General features: G+C 62.9%; 16 protein-coding genes and 2 pseudogenes. 15 read left to right on the forward strand and 3 right to left on the reverse strand.

Annotation, left to right across the window (positions count from 1 at the left end):
- Positions 1-127 precede the first annotated feature (127 nt).
- The 4 genes from dgcB to EGJ22_RS22575 all read left to right on the forward strand — a co-directional run bounded on the left by dgcB (position 128) and on the right by EGJ22_RS22575 (position 5,501).
- Positions 128-2,080 (forward strand): dimethylglycine demethylation protein DgcB, encoded by a 1,953-nt coding sequence (gene dgcB / locus EGJ22_RS22560; protein ID WP_009682905.1) that lies wholly within the window; start codon positions 128-130, stop codon positions 2,078-2,080.
- Entirely contained in the window at positions 2,080-3,312 is a 1,233-nt protein-coding gene (locus EGJ22_RS22565) for an electron transfer flavoprotein subunit alpha/FixB family protein (RefSeq protein WP_029886396.1), read from the forward strand. The genes dgcB and EGJ22_RS22565 overlap by 1 nt, the downstream gene beginning before the upstream one ends.
- Before the next feature lie 10 nt (positions 3,313-3,322).
- A complete protein-coding gene (locus EGJ22_RS22570) occupies positions 3,323-4,093 on the forward strand; it encodes an electron transfer flavoprotein subunit beta (protein ID WP_029886395.1) in 771 nt (256 codons plus the stop codon).
- Positions 4,094-4,664: 571 nt separating this feature from the next.
- Positions 4,665-5,501, forward strand: coding sequence for an RHS repeat-associated core domain-containing protein (locus EGJ22_RS22575; protein ID WP_029886394.1), 837 nt, complete (start codon positions 4,665-4,667; stop codon positions 5,499-5,501).
- 79 nt (positions 5,502-5,580) lie between these two features.
- On the opposite strand, the gene gbcA is transcribed toward EGJ22_RS22575, so the two are convergent.
- Entirely contained in the window at positions 5,581-6,873 is a 1,293-nt protein-coding gene (gene gbcA / locus EGJ22_RS22580; protein ID WP_009682910.1) for a glycine-betaine demethylase subunit GbcA, read from the reverse strand.
- A gap of 295 nt (positions 6,874-7,168) precedes the next feature.
- Between gbcA and gbcB the strand changes: the two genes are divergently transcribed.
- Positions 7,169-8,269 carry a glycine-betaine demethylase subunit GbcB gene (gbcB, locus tag EGJ22_RS22590; RefSeq protein WP_009682911.1) on the forward strand — a complete coding sequence of 367 codons (1,101 nt, stop codon included), beginning with the start codon at positions 7,169-7,171 and terminating at the stop codon, positions 8,267-8,269.
- A 190-nt stretch (positions 8,270-8,459) separates the two neighbouring features.
- Here the strand turns inward: gbcB and EGJ22_RS22595 are convergent.
- Positions 8,460-8,699 (reverse strand): annotated as a pseudogene (locus EGJ22_RS22595) (methyl-accepting chemotaxis protein); the annotation flags it as partial.
- Between the two features lie 279 nt (positions 8,700-8,978).
- Here EGJ22_RS22595 and EGJ22_RS22600 point away from each other — a divergent pair.
- The 4 genes and pseudogenes from EGJ22_RS22600 (at position 8,979) to EGJ22_RS27015 (ending at position 11,650) form a co-directional block, all read left to right on the forward strand.
- Entirely contained in the window at positions 8,979-9,209 is a 231-nt protein-coding gene (locus EGJ22_RS22600) for a hypothetical protein (RefSeq protein WP_009683367.1), read from the forward strand.
- Positions 9,206-9,508 (forward strand): cell division protein ZapA, encoded by a 303-nt coding sequence (locus EGJ22_RS22605; RefSeq protein WP_029886391.1) that lies wholly within the window; start codon positions 9,206-9,208, stop codon positions 9,506-9,508. Before EGJ22_RS22600 ends, EGJ22_RS22605 begins: the two co-directional genes overlap by 4 nt.
- Positions 9,509-9,757: 249 nt before the next feature.
- A pseudogene (locus EGJ22_RS27010) lies at positions 9,758-10,783 on the forward strand (cache domain-containing protein); the annotation flags it as partial.
- A 138-nt stretch (positions 10,784-10,921) separates the two neighbouring features.
- On the forward strand, positions 10,922-11,650 hold the full coding sequence (locus EGJ22_RS27015; RefSeq protein WP_371921052.1) for a methyl-accepting chemotaxis protein: 729 nt from the start codon (positions 10,922-10,924) through the stop codon (positions 11,648-11,650).
- A 106-nt stretch (positions 11,651-11,756) separates the two neighbouring features.
- Here EGJ22_RS27015 and EGJ22_RS22615 read toward each other — a convergent pair whose 3' ends face one another.
- The gene (locus EGJ22_RS22615; RefSeq protein ID WP_125920411.1) at positions 11,757-12,797 is read right to left on the reverse strand and encodes a low specificity L-threonine aldolase; all 1,041 of its coding nucleotides are present in this window, start codon (positions 12,795-12,797) and stop codon (positions 11,757-11,759) included.
- A gap of 337 nt (positions 12,798-13,134) precedes the next feature.
- Between EGJ22_RS22615 and EGJ22_RS22620 the strand changes: the two genes are divergently transcribed.
- From EGJ22_RS22620 to purU, 6 genes are all read left to right on the forward strand, one after another.
- Positions 13,135-14,388, forward strand: a complete 1,254-nt coding sequence (locus EGJ22_RS22620) for a serine hydroxymethyltransferase (RefSeq protein WP_009683372.1) — start codon at positions 13,135-13,137, stop codon at positions 14,386-14,388.
- Positions 14,389-14,403: 15 nt separating this feature from the next.
- On the forward strand, positions 14,404-15,654 hold the full coding sequence (locus EGJ22_RS22625) for a sarcosine oxidase subunit beta family protein (RefSeq protein ID WP_003255680.1): 1,251 nt from the start codon (positions 14,404-14,406) through the stop codon (positions 15,652-15,654).
- 14 nt (positions 15,655-15,668) lie between these two features.
- A complete protein-coding gene (locus EGJ22_RS22630) occupies positions 15,669-16,004 on the forward strand; it encodes a sarcosine oxidase subunit delta (RefSeq protein WP_009683373.1) in 336 nt (111 codons plus the stop codon).
- Positions 16,001-19,015 (forward strand): sarcosine oxidase subunit alpha, encoded by a 3,015-nt coding sequence (locus EGJ22_RS22635; protein ID WP_029886388.1) that lies wholly within the window; start codon positions 16,001-16,003, stop codon positions 19,013-19,015. Before EGJ22_RS22630 ends, EGJ22_RS22635 begins: the two co-directional genes overlap by 4 nt.
- 168 nt (positions 19,016-19,183) lie before the next feature.
- The gene (locus tag EGJ22_RS22645; protein WP_009683376.1) at positions 19,184-19,816 is read left to right on the forward strand and encodes a sarcosine oxidase subunit gamma; all 633 of its coding nucleotides are present in this window, start codon (positions 19,184-19,186) and stop codon (positions 19,814-19,816) included.
- Positions 19,817-19,828: 12 nt separating this feature from the next.
- Entirely contained in the window at positions 19,829-20,686 is an 858-nt protein-coding gene (gene purU, locus EGJ22_RS22650) for a formyltetrahydrofolate deformylase (protein ID WP_009683377.1), read from the forward strand.
- Positions 20,687-20,909 lie beyond the last annotated feature (223 nt).

Raw genomic sequence — 20,909 nt, forward strand, 5'->3', positions numbered from 1 at the left:
CCCAGCATTCTCCGCGCTGAGAATGCTGGGGCCGCTTCAGGGCCCTTTCGCGACACAAGGCCGCTCCTACAGGGGTCCGCGCCGCCCTTGAGGTGGCGCAAGAATCCAGCTGTTGTGGGAGCCTCCCATGTTGAACACCCTGTTACCCATCCTGCTGTTCGCTGCCCTTGGCCTGGCAGTGCTCGGCGCCTTGCGCCGGGTGCGTATGTGGCGACGTGGCCGGGCCTCCAAGGTCGACCTGATCGGCGGCCTGCTGGCCATGCCGCGCCGCTACCTGGTGGACCTGCACCATGTGGTCGAGCGCGACAAGTACATGTCCAAGACCCACGTGGCCACCGCAGGCGGCTTCGTGCTGTCGGCCGTGCTGGCGATCCTGGTGCACGGCTTTGGCCTGCAGAGCAAGATCCTTGGTTACGCGCTGCTGGTCGCCACGGTGATCATGTTCAGCGGTGCCATTTTTGTCTTCAAGCGCCGCCTCAACCCGCCTTCGCGCCTGTCCAAGGGCCCGTGGATGCGCCTGCCCAAGAGCCTCCTGGCGTTTGCCGTGAGCTTCTTCATCGCCACCCTGCCGGTTGCTGGCATCCTGCCGGCCAACACCGGTGGCTGGGTGATGGTCGGCATCCTTGGCCTGGGCGTGCTGTGGGGCGTGTCCGAGCTGTTCTTCGGCATGACCTGGGGCGGCCCGATGAAGCACGCCTTCGCCGGTGCCCTGCACCTGGCCTGGCACCGCCGCGCCGAACGCTTTGGCGGTGGCCGCTCCACCGGCCTCAAGCCACTGGACCTGGAAGACCCCAACGCGCCGCTGGGCGTGGAAAAACCGGTGGACTTCACCTGGAACCAGTTGCTTGGCTTCGATGCCTGCGTGCAGTGCGGCAAGTGCGAAGCCATGTGCCCGGCCTTTGCCGCCGGCCAGCCGTTGAACCCGAAAAAACTCATTCAGGACATGGTCATCGGCCTGGCCGGTGGCACCGACGCCCAGTTCGCCGGCAGCCCGTACCCTGGCAAGCCGATTGGCGAGCACGGCGGCAGCCCGCACCAGCCAATCGTCAATGGCCTGGTCGACGCTGAAACGCTGTGGTCGTGCACCACCTGCCGTGCCTGTGTCGAAGAGTGCCCGATGATGATCGAGCACGTCGATGCCATCGTCGACATGCGCCGCCACCTCACCCTGGAGAAGGGTGCCACGCCGAACAAGGGCGCCGAGGTGCTGGACAACCTGATCGCCACCGACAACCCTGGCGGTTTCGCGCCTGGCGGGCGTATGAACTGGGCCGCCGACCTCAACCTGCAACTGCTGTCGGAGGTGAAAACCACCGAGGTGCTGTTCTGGGTGGGCGATGGCGCATTCGACATGCGCAACCAGCGCACCTTGCGCTCGTTCGTCAAAGTGCTCAAGGCCTCGGGTGTCGACTTTGCCGTGCTTGGCCTGGAAGAACGCGACAGCGGCGACGTGGCGCGCCGCCTGGGCGACGAAGCGACCTTCCAGCAACTGGCCAAGCGCAATATCCAGACCCTGGCCAAGTACAAGTTCCAGCGTATCGTCACCTGCGACCCGCACAGCTTCCATGTGTTGAAGAACGAATACGGTGCATTGGGCGGCGACTACCAGGTGCAGCACCACAGCACCTACATTGCCGAGCTGATCGCCGCCAACAAGCTGAACCTGGGCCAGCACAAGGGTGGCAGTGTCACCTACCACGACCCGTGCTACCTGGGCCGTTACAACGGCGAGTACGAAGCCCCGCGTGCGGTGCTCAAGGCGCTGGGTATCGAAGTGCGCGAAATGGAGCGCTCGGGCTTCCGTTCCCGGTGCTGTGGCGGTGGCGGCGGTGCGCCGATCACCGACATCCCCGGCAAGCAGCGTATTCCGGACATGCGCATGGACGACATCCGCGAAACCAAGGCTGAGCTGGTAGCCGTGGGTTGCCCACAGTGCACTGCCATGCTCGAAGGCGTGGTCGAACCGCGCCCACAGATCAAGGACCTGGCCGAGCTGGTGGCTGATGTGTTGATCGAAGAAGACGCGCCTGCCGCCGCCAAGCCGCAAGCGGCCAAACGTGAACCTGCGGAGGTGCACTGATGAGCGACATTGTCCGCCGCGACCCACGCGCCGAGTGGATCGCCCGTAACCGTCTGCATCCGCTGCATGCTGCGATGCAGACGCAACAGACCAGCTGGATGGGCCCCAACGGCATCATCCGCAAGAACCCACATGCGCTCGCCGCAGGCTTTGTGGGCCCGGCCGGCCTCAAGCGTATCGACCGCAGTGGCGCCCAGCAGGGCACGGCTGTGGGCGGCCGACGCACCGCGGCGGCCGAGGTCAAGTTGCCGCTGCACCAGGTGCCTGAGCCGGCGTTCTACATTGCCGTGGTGCCAGACATGGTCGGCGGCCGCCTGAGCAGCCACGACCGCGACCTGCTCGGCCTGGCCCATAGCCTGGCCGGCAGCGACGGCGCCGTGCTGGCAGTGGTGTTTGGCGAACACAAGGAAAGCAACTTTTCCACAGCCGGTGTCGATCGCCTGCTGGTGCTCGAAGGCGAGGAATTCGCAGGTTATGCGCCGGAGCAACTGGTGCAGGGCCTGCGCGCTGTGGATAACCAGTTCACCCCACGCCACTGGCTGCTGCCCGACAGCCGCAGCGGTGGCGGCGAACTGGGCCGGCGCCTGGGTGCGTCCCTGGGCGAACGCCCGGCGACGCGGGTCTGGCAGGTCAAGGACGGCCAGTGCATTGGCCGTGCCGGTGCCGGCCAGCAAGACCTGCAACGCGCCGTGCCACGGCTGATCCTGGCGGCGGCCGAGTGTGCCGAGCCGGTCAGCGAAACCCGCCATGAAGCGTTGCCGGTGGAGTTGTCCACAAGCATCGCGCGCAGCCTGTCGCGCATCGAGGACCTTGGCTCGGTGGCTGTAGACCCGGCCACCATCGCCATGGCCGAAGCCGAATTCATCGTGTCGGGCGGCAACGGCGTCAAGGACTGGGACCTGTACCACAAAGCCACTGCGGCCCTCGGCGCGACCGAAGGCGCCTCGCGGGTGGCGGTGGACGATGGCTTCATGCCGCGTAATCGTCAGGTGGGTGCCACCGGTACCTGGGTCACTGCACGGGTTTACGTGGCTGTGGGTATCTCGGGCGCGATCCAGCACCTGCAGGGCATCGGTGCCTGCGACAAGGTGGTGGCGATCAACATGGACCCGGGCTGCGACATGATCAAACGGGCTGACCTGTCGGTAATTGGCGACAGCTCGGCGATTCTCAAGGCGTTGATCGAAGCTGTGGACAACTACCGCAGCGGCGGCCAGCGCGACGCGGCATAAGGGCACGAGCATGAGTACGAAAGTGATCAGCCTGGTTTCCATCGGTGCCCACCCCAGCTCCGGCCGCGCCCGCCGCGCCGAACAGGATGCCCGCGCCGTGGAACTGGGCTTGCAGCTGGCTGGGGATAACTTGCAGGTGGTGCATGCCGGCGACCCTCGTGAAGAAGCGCTGCGCGCCTACCTGGGCATGGGCCTTGAGCACCTGGATGTGCTGGAGCAACCGGCCGGTGCCGATGTGCTGGGCGTGCTGGGGGATTACCTGCGCGATGCCGGGGCGCAACTGGTACTGACCGGCAGCCAGGCAGAGACGGGCGAGGGGTCGGGCATGTTGCCGTTCCTGCTGGCGGAGAAGCTGGGTTGGCCGTTGATTGTAGGGCTGGCCGAGGTGGAGTCAATCGACAACGGCACCGCCCAGGTCCTGCAGGCTCTGCCACGTGGCCAGCGGCGTCGCTTGAAGGTGCGCCTGCCGTTGCTGGCGACTGTGGATAACGCTGCACCCAAGCCACGCCAGAGTGCCTTCGGGCCGGCGCGCCGGGGTGTATTGGCGGCGCGTAACGTGGCCATCGTCGACGACGAACTGCTGGCCGAAGCCGAGTTGCAACCGGCCCGCCCACGGCCCAAACGGTTGAAGGTGATCAAGGCCAAGAGCGGTGCCGACCGCATGAAGGCAGCGACGGCCAAGGCCAGTGGTGGCGGTGGCAAGGTGTTGAAGGACGTTTCTCCTCAGGAAGGCGCCGAAGCCATCCTCAAGCTGCTGGTGGAAGAGGGCGTGCTGCGTTAAGGCTTCACGCGATCCCTTGTAGGAGCGGCCTTGCGTCGCGATGGGCTGCGCAGCAGCCCCGGCAATCTTGAGTCAGGCTCGAAATACAGGGGCTGCTGCGCAGCCCATCGCGACACAAGACCGCTCCTGCAATGAATCGCGCAGGCTTGATCAGCGCTGACTCGGCTTATAAGTCATAGATGAGCTTGGCTCTATAGGGTTTTGCCCACAATCACTGTTAGCTGCTCTGTGGATAATCTGTTCGGTACTATCTGAAACCCGCGCAGGTCGTGGCTTGAGAAGAATTGATCAAAAAATAATCAAATTGAATCGGTGGCCTTCTGATTCATGATTATCAAGGTCTTGAATCGCTTATCCACAACCCAATCGCTGCGCTTTCGCGTTTTGCCCACAAACTCTGTTGGTGTTTCTGTGGGTAAGGTGTACGGAGTCTTCTGTAGCCCTACAGTCATGGCGCCTTGGTGGATTTGACCAAAAAATGATCAGCCATTTCCCCTGACATTTATGCCAGTAGGCAAACCTTCCTGTGACCGCTACGGTATTCCTGCCAGCTCATACCTGTGGATAACCTATGGCAGCTTATTTATTGACGACAGATCTACAGCGCTCGGTGTTGCCAAGTCTGCACGCTTATTCACCCTACGGCTTCCGGAAAACCAGCCCAGCACCCGTCCTTGCTTTTGGTGGCCAGCGTCGCGATCCATTCACGGGCAGCTACCCGTTGGGCAATGGCCATCGTTTCTATAGCCCGACCCTGAGGCGCTTCACGACTTGCGACTCACTCAGCCCCTTTTCCAAGGGAGGTATCAATGGGTATGTCTACTGTGGGGCAGATCCGGTAAACCGACATGACCCAAGCGGCGCATTCTGGAGCGTTGTGCTAAGAACCATCGCCTTCCTCTCAAGCGGTGCTACCTTGGGTGGGGCGTTGGCACGTACCGGTCAAAATGTAGTGAAGCGCAGAGCCGCTTTTCGGGAAGCAGCTACCAATCGGGGGATGGAGAGTGGCGCTACTCATAGCGAGTTGCCCCATTTCAGCAGGGTTGCAAACCAGCAATTCCTCTTTACAGGGGGCACTGGTACTGCAGCGCAGCTGTATGCTGCGATCTCTGGTCTGAGCCCGGCCTCTCAGACGGCAACGGATGTACTGGGCTTGTTCAATGCAGGCACTAATCTGAGCGGCGGATACTTTGGCAACTATGTGTCAGCCAGTGACCTGGTCAAGTACCTGTGGCAATACCCGAGGGAAATCCCAGGAGTAGCTCTGGAGACGGTCATGGATGTCACGATGTTGGATGAGATGCTATCTAGCGTAGGCCGCGCATTTACATATGTAGGGCGAGGGGTTGCAGCAGCTGCGGCCAGGATAAGGTCTTGGAGGACGGGCCCCTATGACGTCCCTGAATAGCAGTGATTTACAGTGATTTGGGCAAGCCTGACGCGCTCCGCCCAAAGCAGGCAGAGCGTTGTCAGGTGGCGGGTGATTCTTACTGCGCCTGCACTTCCTTCAGGTACGGCGCCGGCTCCGCTCCCAGGTTGTTCAACACCCGCTGGCTGTACCAGTCGATGAAGTTGACCACGCCAAACTCGTAAGTCTTCGAGTACGGCCCTGGCTGGTACGCGGTAGAGTTGATCCCGCGCTGGTTCTCTTCGGCCAGTCGACGGTCCTGGTCGTTGGTGGCGTCCCACACCTTGCGCATGTTTTCCGGGTTGTAGTCCACACCTTCCACAGCGTCCTTGTGCACCAGCCACTTGGTGGTGACCATGGTTTCCTGGGCACTGATCGGCCATACGGTGAACACGATCATGTGGTCGCCCATGCAGTGGTTCCACGAGTGCGGCAGGTGCAGGATGCGCATCGAGCCCAGGTCCGGGTTCTTGATGCGGCCCATCAGTTTCTGGCAGGCCTGCTTGCCGTCCATGGTCATCGACACCGTGCCCTTGAGCAGCGGCATGCGCACGATACGGTTACGCAGGCCATGGCTCTTGTGCAGGTAAGGGATCTTCTCGGCTTCCCAGGCGGCGGCAGAGGCGGCCACGTGGTCCTTGAATTCCTGGCTGGCGCGCGGGTCGTTGGTGTCGTCCCATTCCAGCAGGGTTTGCAGCAGCTCCGGGTGCGAACCGTTGCAGTGGTAGCACTCGCGGTTGTTTTCCAGTACCAGCTTCCAGTTGGCCTTTTCCATCAAGGTGGTCTGCACCGCCACCTTGGTGTTTTCCATGTCGTACGGTTCCATGTAGTGGTCCAGGGTGGCCAGGAACTCGTCTATGGCTGGCGGGTTCTGCGCCAGGCTGATGAAGATGTAGCCGCCAGCGACCTTCACGTTCACGGGCTTGAGGCCATACTGGTTCATGTCGAAGTCGGCACCCATCTCGGTGCCGGCGAACAGCAGGCGACCGTCCAGCTCGTAGGTCCACTGGTGGTATGGGCACACCAGCTTGGCCACCTTGCCTTTTTCGCTGACGCACAGGCGTGAGCCGCGGTGGCGGCAGACGTTGTGGAAGGCATGCACCTTGCCTTCGGCACCGCGCACCACGATGATCGGGTTCTTGCCGATCTGCAGGGTGATGTAGTTGCCCTTGGCCGGGATCTCGCAGGTCATGCCGGCAATCAACCATTCCTTATGGAAGATTTCCTGCATGTCGATCTGGAACAGACGCTCGTCGGTGTAGAACGGCTGGGGCAGCGAGTAGGTGCGCTCGCGGGTCTGCAGCATCTCGGCGGTAGCCTTGCGTGCAGGTTCAAGTGGATCGCCCAGGCTCAGGGTTGCGGTGACGTCCATCGTGTATTCCTCGGGGCCGTGCGCGGCCGGCAAAAGGTGGCTAATCGTTGTGGTGGTGCCGCAAGGCTGTCGTTGAAAAAACAGCATGTTGTTTTGCCGTGGAGTGTGCGTCCGAAGACGTCGTGAACCGTATCCATGGGCGACATGGCCGAATTGAATAACGACGCGCCAGGCCTTGTGCCACGGGCCTGGTCGCGATAAGCACGTCGATGTCGCAGGCAGGAATGTGCGTCGTGTTCAGCTTGCGCATTATCGCAGCCATAAAAAGGGCCATAGTCGGCCGCTGGAGATGAACATGTCCGATACCTTCCTCAATCCGGTCACTACCCAGACCTGGGCCAATGGCCGCCACATTGTGCGCTGCGTCAAGGTCATCCAGGAGACCTGGGACGTGCGCACCTTCTGCTTCATGGCCGACCAGCCAATCATGTTCTTCTTCAAGCCAGGGCAGTTCGTCACCCTGGAGCTGGAGATCGAAGGCAAGCCGGTGATGCGTTCCTATACCATCTCCAGTTCGCCATCGGTGCCGTACAGCTTCTCGATCACCGTCAAGCGCGTGCCGGGCGGGCTGGTCTCGAACTTCCTGCACGACACCATGCACGAAGGCCTCGAGGTGCCGGTGCACGGCCCTGTGGGCCTGTTCAATGCCATCGACTTCCCTTCGGGCAAGGTGCTGTACCTGTCGGGCGGCGTGGGCATTACCCCGGTGATGTCGATGGCGCGCTGGTTCTACGACACCAACGCCAATGTCGACATGGTGTTCGTGCACAGCGCCCGCTCGCCGAAGGACATCATCTACCACCGCGAGCTGGAGCAGATGGCTTCGCGTATCCCCAACTTCAGCCTGCACATCATTTGCGAAAAGCATGGCCTGGGTGAGCCGTGGGCGGGTTACCGCGGTTACCTGAACCAGCGGCTGATGGAGCTGATCGCGCCGGACTACATGGAGCGCGTGGTGTTCTGCTGCGGCCCGACGCCGTACATGAACGCGGTCAAGCGCCTGCTGGAAGCGGTCGGCTTCGACATGGCCAATTACCACGAGGAATCGTTCGGCGCCACGCCGCCGGAGGCCAAGGCCGACGCCGTGGAACACGCCGAGCAGGCGGCCGATGCCCCAGAGCTGGACGTCTCCGACCTCAACCTGGTGGAGTTCATCGGCAGCGAGAAGAGCATTCGCATTGCCCCGGGCGAGACCGTGCATGCCGCGGCGGCCAAGGTTGGCCTGATGATCCCGAAAGCCTGCGGCATGGGCATTTGCGGTACGTGCAAGGTGCTCAAGCTGGGTGGCGAAGTGGAAATGGAGCACAACGGCGGCATCACCGAAGAGGACGAAGCCGAGGGCTACATCCTGTCGTGCTGCAGCGTGCCGAAAGGGGATGTGCGGATCGATTACTGATCCGAAATTGGGGGGCTGCTGCGCAGCCCATCGCGACACAAGGCCGCTCCCACAGGCGATCGCGGTCCCTTGTAGGAGCGGCCTTGTGTCGCGATGGGCCGCAAAGCGGCCCCAGGTAGCAGGGTGTCCATGACCTTGTTCATCTGCTCGGAGTTGGCCATCAGGTCGCGGTTCAGCATGTCGCTCAGTGGGTCTGGGCATCGCGGTTGACTAGCAGGCGGTACGAGAGCGTGCGCATGCGCAGGTTCAGCCCGGTCAGCTCATCCAGAATCTTGATGCTCGGTACGTTGTCCTGCTCGATGACCTCGCCTGCCTGGCGGATGTTGCCCATTTGGACCAGCAAAAAGATGCCAAGGCCGAGCATCAACAGGCCAATCAACGCGAAGCCAAGTAGCGCGCGCGGGGCGATATTCATGTTGCGTAGAGACATGGCATAAGGGTTCCAGGCAAGGAAGAGGAGGGGTGCTGGAGATGCGACGAAATGGGGCTTGCCGGGCTATTGGACGTGGCCGCCGAGTCTTGAGTGCGGCTGCGAAATAATTATGAGGGCGCTAACCATTTCCTGACCGGCGGTTGACCCAGGTCGGAACAAGGGGGTGGTTCCTCTGTCAATCTGCGGGTCAGCAACCTTGTGAATCCGATATTTAATGGCGATGGGCGGCAGTTTTCTTTATCGTGTGCGCCCCTCGCAACAACCTGAGATAGACCCATGCTGGAAGCTTCCCTGAATCAAATCGAGCAACTGGTCAGCGACCTGATGCAGAAGAACGCTCAACTTGCCGAGCAGAACACCGCCCTTGGCCAGGAACTGGCCCAGGCCAAGGAAGAAAACGAAACCCTGCAGCTGTCGCTGATGGAGCAGGAAGAAAAGAACGGCGCCACCGCCGCACGCATCCAGGCCCTGGTTGAGCGCGCCAGTGCGGGCGTTGTCGGCGCATGAGACTGCAAGAGCAGCCGATCAATGTCGTGTCGATTCTCGGCATCGACTATTCGATCAAGGCGCCCGAAGGCCAGGAAGAAACCTTGGCCCAGGCGGTACGGATGCTCAACACTGCCCTTAACGAAACCAAGCGCCAGTACCCGACATTGATCGGTGACAAGCTGTTGGTACTGGCTGCCCTCAACCTTTGCTCCAGGCAGGTCGAGTTGCAGAAAGAACACCAGCAAACCCTGGCGCGCACCCAGGCGCAGATCGACGCGACCGTGGATGCCATCGTCCGCACAATCGCAGAGTCCTGATCAATCGTTTGGGCGCTACGCCCGCCTTCCGCGACACAAGGCCGCACCTACAGGGTTAACCCGCCCCCTGTAGGAGCGGCCTTGTGTCGCGATGGGCTGCAAAGCAGCCCCAAGTTCCAGCGCATTGTCCCCAATGACTGGATTAACTGAATACTCAAGTGTATACACTTCTCGCAAAACAATAATGTTGCGGGGGGGTAGGGCATGGGTTTCTGGCGCAAGAGCATCCAGTGGCAATTGATAACCAGCATGGGTGGTGCCTTGCTGGCGAGCATCCTGTTGGTGGTCATCATCTTCACCGTGGCGCTCAATCGCCTCACCGAGCGTTACCTGGTGGACACCGCCCTGCCGGCCAGCATCGAGGCCATCCGCAACGAAATCGAACACATGCTGGGCCAGCCGCTGGTGGCAGCGGCGGACATTGCCGGCAACACCCTGCTGCGCGACTGGCTTGCCGCCGGTGAAGACCCCGCCCAGGTCCCGCAGTTTCTCGAATACCTCACGGCAGCCAAGCAGCGCAACCGGGCGTTCACCACCCTGTTCGTGGCGACTGAAACCGGCCATTACTACAACGAAAATGGCCTGGACCGAACCCTCGACCGCAGCAACCCCAAGGACAGCTGGTTCTACGGCTACGTCGACAGCGGTGCCGAGCGGTTCATCAACATCGATGTCGACGGCTCCACGGGCGAGCTGGCGCTGTTCATCGACTACCGCGTGGAAAAGAACGGCCGGTTGGTCGGCGTGGCCGGTATGGGCCTGCAAATGACCGAACTGTCGAAACTGATCCACGACTTCAGTTTCGGCGAGCATGGCAAGGTATTTCTGGTGCGCAACGATGGCCTTGTCCAGGTGCACCCGGAAGCAGCGTTAAGTGGCAAGCGCCAGCTCGGCGAGCAGCTTGGCGTCCAGGCCGCCAAGGCGGTAATGAGCGGCGGCGCCAGCCTGCGCAGCGGCCGCTTCGAGCGTGACGGCGAACAATACCTGGCCTTTGGCTTGCCTTTGCGTGACCTGAACTGGACCTTGGTCGCCGAAGTGCCGGAAGCGGAAATCTACGCCCCCATGCAACAGGCGGTATGGCTGACCAGCCTGATTGGTGGCGCCGTGGCCTTGGTATCGTTGCTGCTGGTGGTGTTGCTGGCACGCGGCCTGGTGCGGCCGCTGCGGCGCGTCACCGCTGCGCTGGTGCAGATTGGCAGCGGTGCGGGCGACCTCAGCCAGCGCCTGGATGACTCACGCCCGGATGAGCTGGGCGACCTGGCCCGTGGCTTCAACCGCTTCCAGGGCAGCCAGCGCTACCTGATCGGCGAGGTACTGAATACTTCCGAGCGCCTGCACCGGGCTGTGGAGCAGGTGACACAGGTAGTGGACAACACCGCCGAGCGCTCTGGGCGCCAGCAAGACATGACCGCAATGGTCGCCACCGCCGTGCACGAGATGGGCCTGACCGTGCAGGACATTGCGCGCAACGCCGGTCAGGCAGCTCAAGCGTCGCAGGCGGCACGGGATGAGGCATTGCAGGCGCGCGAGGTGGTGCAGCGGTCGGTGCAGGGCATCGAGGGCATGTCGGGCGACATTGGCAAGGCCGCCGATGCGGTCAGCCAGTTGGCCGATGAAGTGGCCTCGATCGATGAAGTATTGGCGGTAATCCGCAGTATTTCCGAGCAGACCAACCTGTTGGCGCTGAATGCTGCCATCGAAGCTGCGCGGGCAGGGGACATGGGCCGCGGTTTTGCCGTGGTCGCCGATGAAGTACGGACGCTGGCCCGGCGCACGCAGTTGTCCACCGATGAAGTGCAGCAGATGATCCAGCGCCTCAAGCAAGGGGCAGGTTCTGCAGTGACTTCGATGCAGGCAGGGCAACAGGCGACGGGCACCGGTGTGGAAGCGAGCCAGCGTACAGGGGCGTCGCTGGGTGCGATTACTGATCAGGTGGAGCACATCAGCGACATGAACCACCAGGTGGCTACGGCGACTGAAGAGCAGTCGGCGGTGACCGAGGAAATCAACCGCACGGTGCAGGGGATTTCCGATCTGGCGCGGGATACGGCGGCCGAGGTGCAAGGGTGCCGGGAGGAATGTCAGGCGTTGCGTAGCTTGGCTGATGACCTGGCGCGGCAGATGGGTGGGTTCAAACTTTAGTTGGGAGTTGGCCTCTTCGCGGGCTTGCCCGCTCCCACAGGTACTGCACAGCGCTCGAAGGCGGCGGTAACCCTGTGGGAGCGGGCATGCCCGCGAATGCAATCTGTCAGGCGGTGATTATGCTGCGGATATCCGCCGCCAGCTCACGCACCCGCTCTTGCTCGGTATCCCACGAGCACATGAACCGCGCCCCGCCGTTGCCAATAAAGGTATAGAACCGCCAGCCTTTGCCGCGCAGTGCTTCAATGGCGTGCTCCGGCATCTGCAGGAACACCCCGTTGGCCTCCACCGGGAACATCAGCTCGACCCCCGGCAAATCACTCACCAAAGATGCCAGCAGCTGCGCGCACTGGTTGGCGTGGCTGCCATGGCGCAGCCAGGCGCCACCTTCCAGCAGCCCCACCCACGGCGCCGACAGGAAGCGCATTTTCGACGCCAGTTGCCCCGCCTGCTTGCAGCGGTAGCCGAAGTCCTCGGCCAGCTGGCGGTTGAAGAACAGGATCGCCTCGCCCACCGCCATCCCGTTCTTGTTGCCGCCAAAGCACAGCACGTCGACGCCGGCCTTCCAGGTCAGCTCCGCCGGGCTGCAGCCCAGGAACGCGCAGGCATTGGTGAAGCGCGCGCCGTCCATGTGCAGGTTAAGGCCCAGTTCCTTGCAGGTGGCGCTGATGGCCTTGAGTTCGTCGGGGCGGTAGACCGTGCCGACCTCGGTGGCCTGGGTGATGGTGACCACGCGGGGCTTGGGGTAATGGATGTCCTGGCGCTTGAGCGCCACTTCGCGGATGGACGCCGGCGTCAGCTTGCCGTGCACGCTGGCTGCGGTCAGCAGCTTGGAACCGTTGGAAAAGAACTCGGGTGCGCCGCATTCGTCGGTTTCGACGTGGGCGGTCTCGGAGCAGATCACGCTGTGGTAGCTCTGGCACAACGAGGCCAGGGCCAGGGAGTTGGCGGCAGTGCCATTGAAGGCGAAAAACACTTCGCAGTCGGTTTCAAACAGCTTGCGGAAGTACTCGGCCGCGCGCTCGGTCCATTGGTCGTCGCCATAGGCGCGGTCGTGGCCGTGGTTGGCCTTCTCCATCGCCGCCCAGGCTTCGGGGCAGATGCCGGAATAGTTGTCGCTGGCGAATTGTTGGCTCTTGTCTGTCATGACACTACTGTCCTGTGAACGACGCAGATCAGCACTCTAAACCATCGATTCGGCGGTTGCCTATACAAGCTGTGCAACAGTCGGTTGCTGGGTTGCCTGTGCTGGCCGCTTCGCGGGCAAGCCCGCTCCCGCTACCTCAAGCCCTCAGAACACCGCCATACCTGTGGGAGCGGGCATGCCCGCGAACGGGCCGGCAGCAACGGCAAAAAAACGAATGTCGTAAACGCGCCATTGCAAGGCGTGCGCAGGCATCTGACCTACCCCGCCCAGTCATAACATCGCCACAAAGGGCCGCAGTGCCCCACGACAAAAAACGATCGCTGCCGGGAGATACACGATGTTCAGCAAGCAAGACCAGATCCAGGGTTACGATGATGCACTGCTGGCGGCGATGAATGCCGAAGAGCAGCGCCAGGAAGACCACATCGAGCTGATCGCCTCGGAAAACTACACCTCCAAGCGCGTGATGCAGGCCCAAGGCAGCGGCCTGACCAACAAATACGCCGAAGGCTACCCAGGCAAGCGCTACTACGGCGGCTGCGAGCACGTCGACAAGGTAGAGGCCCTGGCCATCGAACGCGCCAAGCAACTGTTCGGCGCCGATTACGCCAACGTTCAGCCGCACTCCGGCTCGTCGGCCAACGGCGCTGTCTACCTGGCGCTGCTGCAGGCTGGTGACACCATCCTCGGCATGAGCCTGGCCCACGGCGGCCACCTGACCCACGGCGCCAAAGTGTCGTCCTCGGGCAAACTGTACAACGCTGTGCAATACGGCATCGACACCAATACTGGCCTGATCGACTACGACGAAGTCGAGCGCCTGGCCGTCGAGCACAAGCCGAAAATGATCGTTGCCGGTTTCTCGGCCTATTCCAAGACCCTGGACTTCCCGCGCTTCCGCGCCATCGCCGACAAAGTGGGCGCACTGCTGTTCGTCGACATGGCCCACGTGGCAGGCCTGGTCGCCGCTGGCCTGTACCCGAACCCGATCCCGTTCGCCGATGTGGTCACCACCACCACCCACAAGACCCTGCGTGGCCCGCGTGGTGGCCTGATCCTGGCCAAGGCCAACGAAGAGATCGAGAAGAAGCTCAACGCCGCGGTCTTCCCGGGCGCCCAGGGCGGCCCGCTGATGCACGTGATTGCCGCCAAGGCCGTGTGCTTCAAGGAAGCCCTGGAACCTGGCTTCAAGGCCTACCAGCAACAAGTGATCGAAAACGCCCAGGCCATGGCCCAGGTGTTCATCGACCGCGGCTATGACGTGGTGTCCGGCGGTACCGACAACCACCTGTTCCTGGTCAGCCTGATTCGTCAGGGCCTCACCGGCAAGGATGCCGACGCCGCCCTGGGCCGCGCGCACATTACCGTCAACAAGAACGCCGTGCCGAACGACCCGCAATCGCCGTTCGTGACCTCAGGCCTGCGCATCGGCACCCCGGCCGTCACCACCCGCGGCTTCAAGGTCACCCAGTGCGTGGCCCTGGCCGGCTGGATCTGCGACATCCTCGACAACCTCGGTGACGCAGACGTGGAAGCCGATGTGGCGAAGAACGTCGCGGCGCTGTGCGCTGATTTCCCTGTTTACCGCTGAGTGGAGTAAACGACAATGCAACGCTATTCGGGCTTCGGCCTTTTCAAACACTCCCTCAGCCACCACGAGAACTGGCAGCGCATGTGGCGCACGCCGACCCCTAAAAAGGTCTACGACGTGGTGATCGTTGGCGGTGGCGGCCATGGCCTGGCCACGGCCTACTACCTGGCCAAGGAACACGGCATCACCAACGTGGCCGTGATCGAAAAAGGCTACCTGGGCGGTGGCAACACTGCGCGTAACACCACCATCGTGCGCTCCAACTACCTGTGGGACGAGTCGGCCCACCTGTACGAGCACGCCATGAAGCTGTGGGAGGGCCTGTCCCAGGACCTCAACTACAACGTCATGTTCTCCCAGCGCGGCGTGTACAACCTGTGCCACACCCTGCAGGACATGCGTGACTCCGAGCGTCGCGTATCGGCCAACCGCCTGAACGGCGTGGATGGCGAGCTGCTGAACACCGCCCAGGTCGCGGCCGAAATCCCGTACCTGGACTGCTCGAAGAACACCCGCTACCCGATCCTTGGCGCCACCGTGCAGCGCCGCGGCGGCGTGGCCCGTCACGACGCCGTGGCCTGGGGCTTTGCCCGTGCCGCCGACGCCCTGGGTGTGGACCTGATCCAGCAGACCGAGGTGATCGGTTTCCGCAAGGAAAACGGTGCCGTCATCGGCGTGGAAACCAACAAGGGCTTCATCGGCGCCAAGCGCGTCGGCGTGGTCACCGCCGGTAACTCGGGGCACATGGCCAAGCTGGCCGGCTTCCGCCTGCCGCTCGAATCGCACCCGCTGCAAGCCCTGGTATCCGAGCCGATCAAGCCAATCATCGACAGCGTGATCATGTCCAACGCCGTGCACGGTTACATCAGCCAGTCCGACAAGGGCGACCTGGTGATCGGTGCCGGTATCGACGGCTGGGTCGGTTACGGCCAACGCGGTTCGTACCCGGTGATCGAGCATACCCTGCAAGCCATCGTCGAAATGTTCCCCAACCTGTCGCGCGTTCGCATGAACCGCCAGTGGGGCGGCATCGTCGATACCTCGCCGGACGCCTGCCCGATCATCACCAAGACCCCGGTCAAGAACATGTTCTTCAACTGCGGTTGGGGTACTGGCGGCTTCAAGGCGACCCCGGGTTCGGGCAACGTCTTTGCCGCGAGCCTGGCCAAGGGCGAAATGCACCCACTGGCTGCGCCGTTCTCCATGGACCGCTTCTACAACGGCGCACTGATCGACGAACACGGCGCCGCCGCCGTCGCCCACTAACCGGAGACACCGTCATGTTGCATATTTTCTGTCCCCACTGCGGCGAGCTGCGCTCCGAAGAAGAGTTCCACGCCTCTGGCCAGGCGCACATCGCCCGCCCGCTGGACCCGGCTGCCTGCTCCGACGAGGAGTGGGGTACCTACATGTTCTACCGTGACAACCCACGCGGTATTCACCACGAACTGTGGGACCACGTTGCCGGCTGCCGCCAGTACTTCAACGTCACCCGCGACACCGTGACCTACGAAATTCTGGAAACCTACAAGATTGGCGAAAAGCCGCAAGTGACCGCCAACGGTAAAGCTGCCAGCGCACCGTCCGCCGTCAAAGGCCAAGGGGAAAAAGTATGAGCCAGACCTATCGCCTCGCCAGCGGCGGCCGTATCGACCGCAGCAAGGTCCTGAACTTCACCTTCAACGGCAAGACCTACCAGGGTTATGCCGGTGACAGCCTGGCCGCCGCGTTGCTGGCCAACGGCGTGGACATCGTTGGCCGCAGCTTCAAGTACTCGCGCCCCCGCGGCATCATCGCCGCCGGCACCGAAGAGCCGAACGCCATCCTGCAGATCGGCTCCAGCGAAGCCACCCAGATCCCCAACGTGCGTGCCACCCAGCAGGCGCTGTATGCAGGCCTGGTCGCCACCAGCACCAACGGCTGGCCGAACGTCAACAACGACGTCATGGGCATCCTGGGCAAGGTCGGCGGCAGCATGATGCCGCCGGGCTTCTACTACAAAACCTTCATGTACCCCAAATCGTTCTGGATGACTTACGAGAAGTACATCCGCAAGGCAGCCGGCCTGGGCCGTGCACCGCTGCAGAACGACCCGGACAGCTACGACTACATGAACCAGCACTGCGACGTGCTGATCGTCGGTGCCGGCCCTGCTGGCCTGGCAGCAGCACTGGCCGCCGCGCGCAGCGGTGCCCGGGTGATCCTGGCCGACGAACAGGAAGAGTTCGGCGGCAGCCTGCTCGATACCCGCGAAACCCTGGACGGCAAGCCTGCCGCCGAATGGGTCAGCGCCGTGGTCAAAGAGCTGGAAGGCCTGCCGGAAGTGACCCTGCTGCCACGTGCCACGGTCAACGGCTACCACGACCATAACTTCCTGACCATTCACGAGCGCCTCACCGACCACCTCGGCGACCGCGCCCCGATCGGCCAGGTACGCCACCGCGTGCACCGTGTGCGCGCCAAGCGCGTGGTACTGGCTGCCGGCGCCCACGAGCGGCCGCTGGTGTACGGCAACAACGACGTGCCGGGCAACATGCTGGCCGGTGCCGTGTCCGCCTACGTCCGCCGCTACGGCGTGGCCCCGGGCCGCAAGCTGGTGCTGTCGACCAACAACGACCACGCCTACCGCGCGGCGCTGGACTGGCACGATGCCGGCCTGCAAGTGGTCGCCATTGCCGATGCCCGCCACAACCCGCGTGGTTCGCTGGTTGAAGAAGCGCGTGCCAAAGGCATCCGCATCCTTACCTCCAGTGCCGTGATCGAGGCCAAGGGCAGCAAGCACGTGACCGGCGCCCGTGTGGCGGCGATCGATGTGCAGGCGCACAAGGTCACCAGCCCTGGTGAAACCCTCGAGTGCGACCTGATCGCCTCGTCGGGCGGTTACAGCCCGATCGTTCACCTGGCATCGCACCTGGGCGGTCGCCCGGTATGGCGTGACGACATCCTCGGTTTCGTACCGGGCGATGCGCCGCAAAAACGCGAATGCGTGGGTGGCATCAATGGCGTCTACGCCCTGGGCGATGTGATTGCCGATGGTTTCGAAGGCGGCGTTCGCGCGGCCACCGAAGCTGGTTTCAAGGCCACCGTTGGCACCCTGCCGAAAACCGTTGCGCGCAAGGAAGAGGCCACCGTGGCGCTGTTCCTGGTACCGCACGACAAGGGCACCAAAGGGCCGAAGCAGTTCGTCGACCAGCAGAACGACGTGACCGCCGCCGGTATCGAGCTGGCCACCCGTGAAGGTTTCGAGTCGGTCGAGCACGTCAAACGCTACACCGCGCTGGGCTTTGGTACCGACCAGGGCAAGCTGGGCAACATCAACGGCCTGGCCATTGCCGCCCGTTCCATCGGCATTACCATTCCGGAAATGGGTACCACCATGTTCCGCCCCAACTACACGCCGGTCACCTTCGGCGCGGTAGCGGGCCGCCACTGTGGTCACCTGTTCGAGCCCGTACGCTTCACCGCCCTGCATGCCTGGCACGTAAAGAACGGCGCCGAGTTCGAAGACGTCGGCCAGTGGAAGCGCCCTTGGTACTTCCCCAAGGCTGGTGAAGATATCCATGCTGCCGTGGCCCGCGAATGCAAGGCCGTGCGTGACAGCGTGGGCCTGCTGGACGCCTCCACCCTGGGCAAGATCGACATCCAGGGCCCGGATGCCCGTGAGTTCCTCAACCGCATCTACACCAACGCCTGGACCAAGCTCGACGTGGGCAAGGCGCGCTACGGCCTGATGTGCAAGGAAGACGGCATGGTCTTCGACGATGGCGTAACCGCCTGCGTCGGCGACAACCACTTCATCATGACCACCACCACCGGCGGCGCTGCACGCGTGCTGCAGTGGATGGAGCTGTACCACCAGACCGAATGGCCAGAGCTGAAGGTGTACTTCACTTCGGTCACCGACCACTGGGCCACCATGACCCTGTCCGGCCCCAACAGCCGCAAGCTGCTCAGCGAGCTGACCGACATCGACATGGACAAGGAAGCCTTCCCGTTCATGACCTGGAAGGAAGGCAACGTAGGCGGTGTACCGGCCCGGGTGTTCCGTATTTCGTTCACCGGCGAGCTGTCGTACGAAGTGAACGTGCAGGCCAACTACGCCATGGGCGTGCTGGAACAGATCATCGAGGCGGGCAAGAAGTACAACCTGACCCCGTATGGCACCGAGACCATGCACGTTCTGCGCGCCGAGAAGGGCTTCATCATCGTCGGTCAGGACACCGACGGCTCGATGAACCCGGACGACCTGAACATGAGCTGGTGCGTAGGCCGCAACAAGCCGTTCTCGTGGATCGGCCTGCGTGGCATGAACCGCGAAGACTGCGTGCGTGAAAACCGCAAGCAGCTGGTGGGCCTGAAGCCGATCGACCCGACCAAGTGGCTGCCCGAAGGCGCCCAGCTGGTATTCGATCCCAAGCAGCCGATCCCGATGGACATGGTTGGCCACGTGACCTCCAGCTATGCGTCCAACTCGCTGGGCTACTCGTTCGCCATGGGCGTGGTCAAAGGCGGCCTCAAGCGCATGGGCGAGCGCGTCTACTCGCCGCAGGCAGATGGCAGCGTGATCGAGGCGGAAATCGTGTCTTCGGTGTTCTTCGATCCGAAGGGTGAGCGGCAGAACGTTTGAGGCCCCGGCACCAATGGTCCCTGGTTGGAATGAGGTCTCTGTGGGAGCGGGCGTGCCCGCGAAGAGGGCGGTGAATGCACCCTCGCATTCGCGGGCATGCCCGCTCCCACAAGGCCGGCGTTTCCTGCAGGCATCGTGGTCGACAACAGAATTCAAGGCAGGTAAGAAATGAGCGCTATCAACGTCTTCCAGCAAAACCCCGGCGCCGAGGCCAAAGCCCAGTCGCCACTGCACCACGCCGACCTGGCCAGCCTGGTTGGCAAAGGCCGCAAGAACGCAGGCGTAACCCTGCGCGAAAAGAAGTTTCTCGGCCACCTGACCCTGCGCGGCGATGGCCATGACCCGGAATTCGCCGCGGGTGTACACAAGGCCCTGGGCCTGGAGTTGCCTGTAGCCCTGACCGTGGTGGCCAACGGCGACACGTCGCTGCAATGGGTCGGCCCCGATGAGTGGCTGCTGATCGTGCCTGGCGGCCAGGAACTGGCGGTCGAGCAAAAGCTGCGTGCAGCCCTCGAAGGCCAGCACATCCAGGTGGTCAATGTGAGCGGCGGGCAAAGCCTGCTGGAACTGCGGGGCCCTCATGTACGTGAAGTGCTGATGAAGTCCACCAGCTATGATGTTCACCCGAACAACTTCCCGGTGGGCAAGGCCGTCGGTACCGTGTTCGCCAAGTCGCAACTGGTGATCCGCCGTACTGCCGAAGACACCTGGGAACTGGTGATTCGCCGCAGCTTCGCCGACTACTGGTGGCTGTGGCTGCAGGACGCTTCGGCCGAGTACGGCCTGAGCATCGAAGCTTAAGGAGCGCAGAACATGAGTCGGGCACCGGATACCTGGATTCTCACCGCCGACTGCCCGAGCATGCTCGGCACCGTCGACGTGGTGACGCGTTACCTCTTCGAGCAGCGCTGCTACGTGACGGAGCACCACTCCTTCGACGACCGGCAGTCGGGGCGTTTCTTCATTCGCGTGGAGTTTCGCCAGCCGGACGATTTCGATGAAGCCGGCTTTCGCGCCGGCCTTGCCGAGCGCGGCGAAGCGTTCGGCATGGTGTTCGAGCTGACCGCCCCGAATCACCGCCCCAAAGTGGTGATCATGGTGTCCAAGGCAGACCACTGCCTGAACGACCTGCTGTATCGCCAGCGCATTGGCCAACTCGGCATGGACGTGGTCGCGGTGGTGTCCAACCACCCCGACCTCGAACCTTTGGCGCATTGGCACAAGATCCCGTACTACCACTTTGCCCTCGACCCCAAGGACAAGCCTGGGCAAGAGCGCAAGGTGTTGCAGGTCATCGAGGAAACCGGTGCCGAGCTGGTGATTCTTGCGCGCTACATGCAAGTGCTGTCGCCTGAACTGTGCCGGCGCCTGGACGGCTGGGCGATCAACATCCACCACTCGTTGTTGCCTGGTTTCAAGGGCGCCAAGCCATATCACCAGGCGTACAACAAGGGGGTGAAGATGGTCGGTGCCACGGCGCACTACATCAACAACGACCTCGACGAAGGGCCGATCATTGCCCAGGGCGTCGAGGTGGTGGACCACAGCCATTACCCGGAAGACCTGATCGCCAAGGGCCGCGACATCGAATGCCTGACCCTGGCGCGGGCGGTGGGGTATCACATCGAGCGGCGGGTGTTCCTCAACGCCAACCGGACTGTAGTTCTGTAATAACCTGTACCGGCCTACAGGTATTGCGTGAACTCAAAGCCAGCGCACTACCTGTGGGAGCGGGCAAGCCCGCGAAGCAGGCGACGCGGTGTATGGCACCGGCTACGCCGGTGATCGCCGGCAAGCCAGCTCCCACAGGGATCGCGTCAGGGCTGACAGGTGTTTGCCACAAGGTATGCAGCGCCTGTTAGAGCGAGCGCCGCCCGCGCGGCGCATCGCGAGC

The organism is Pseudomonas sp. p99-361, assembly GCF_003935475.1.
In the GTDB taxonomy this organism is placed as follows: domain Bacteria; phylum Pseudomonadota; class Gammaproteobacteria; order Pseudomonadales; family Pseudomonadaceae; genus Aquipseudomonas; species Aquipseudomonas juntendi.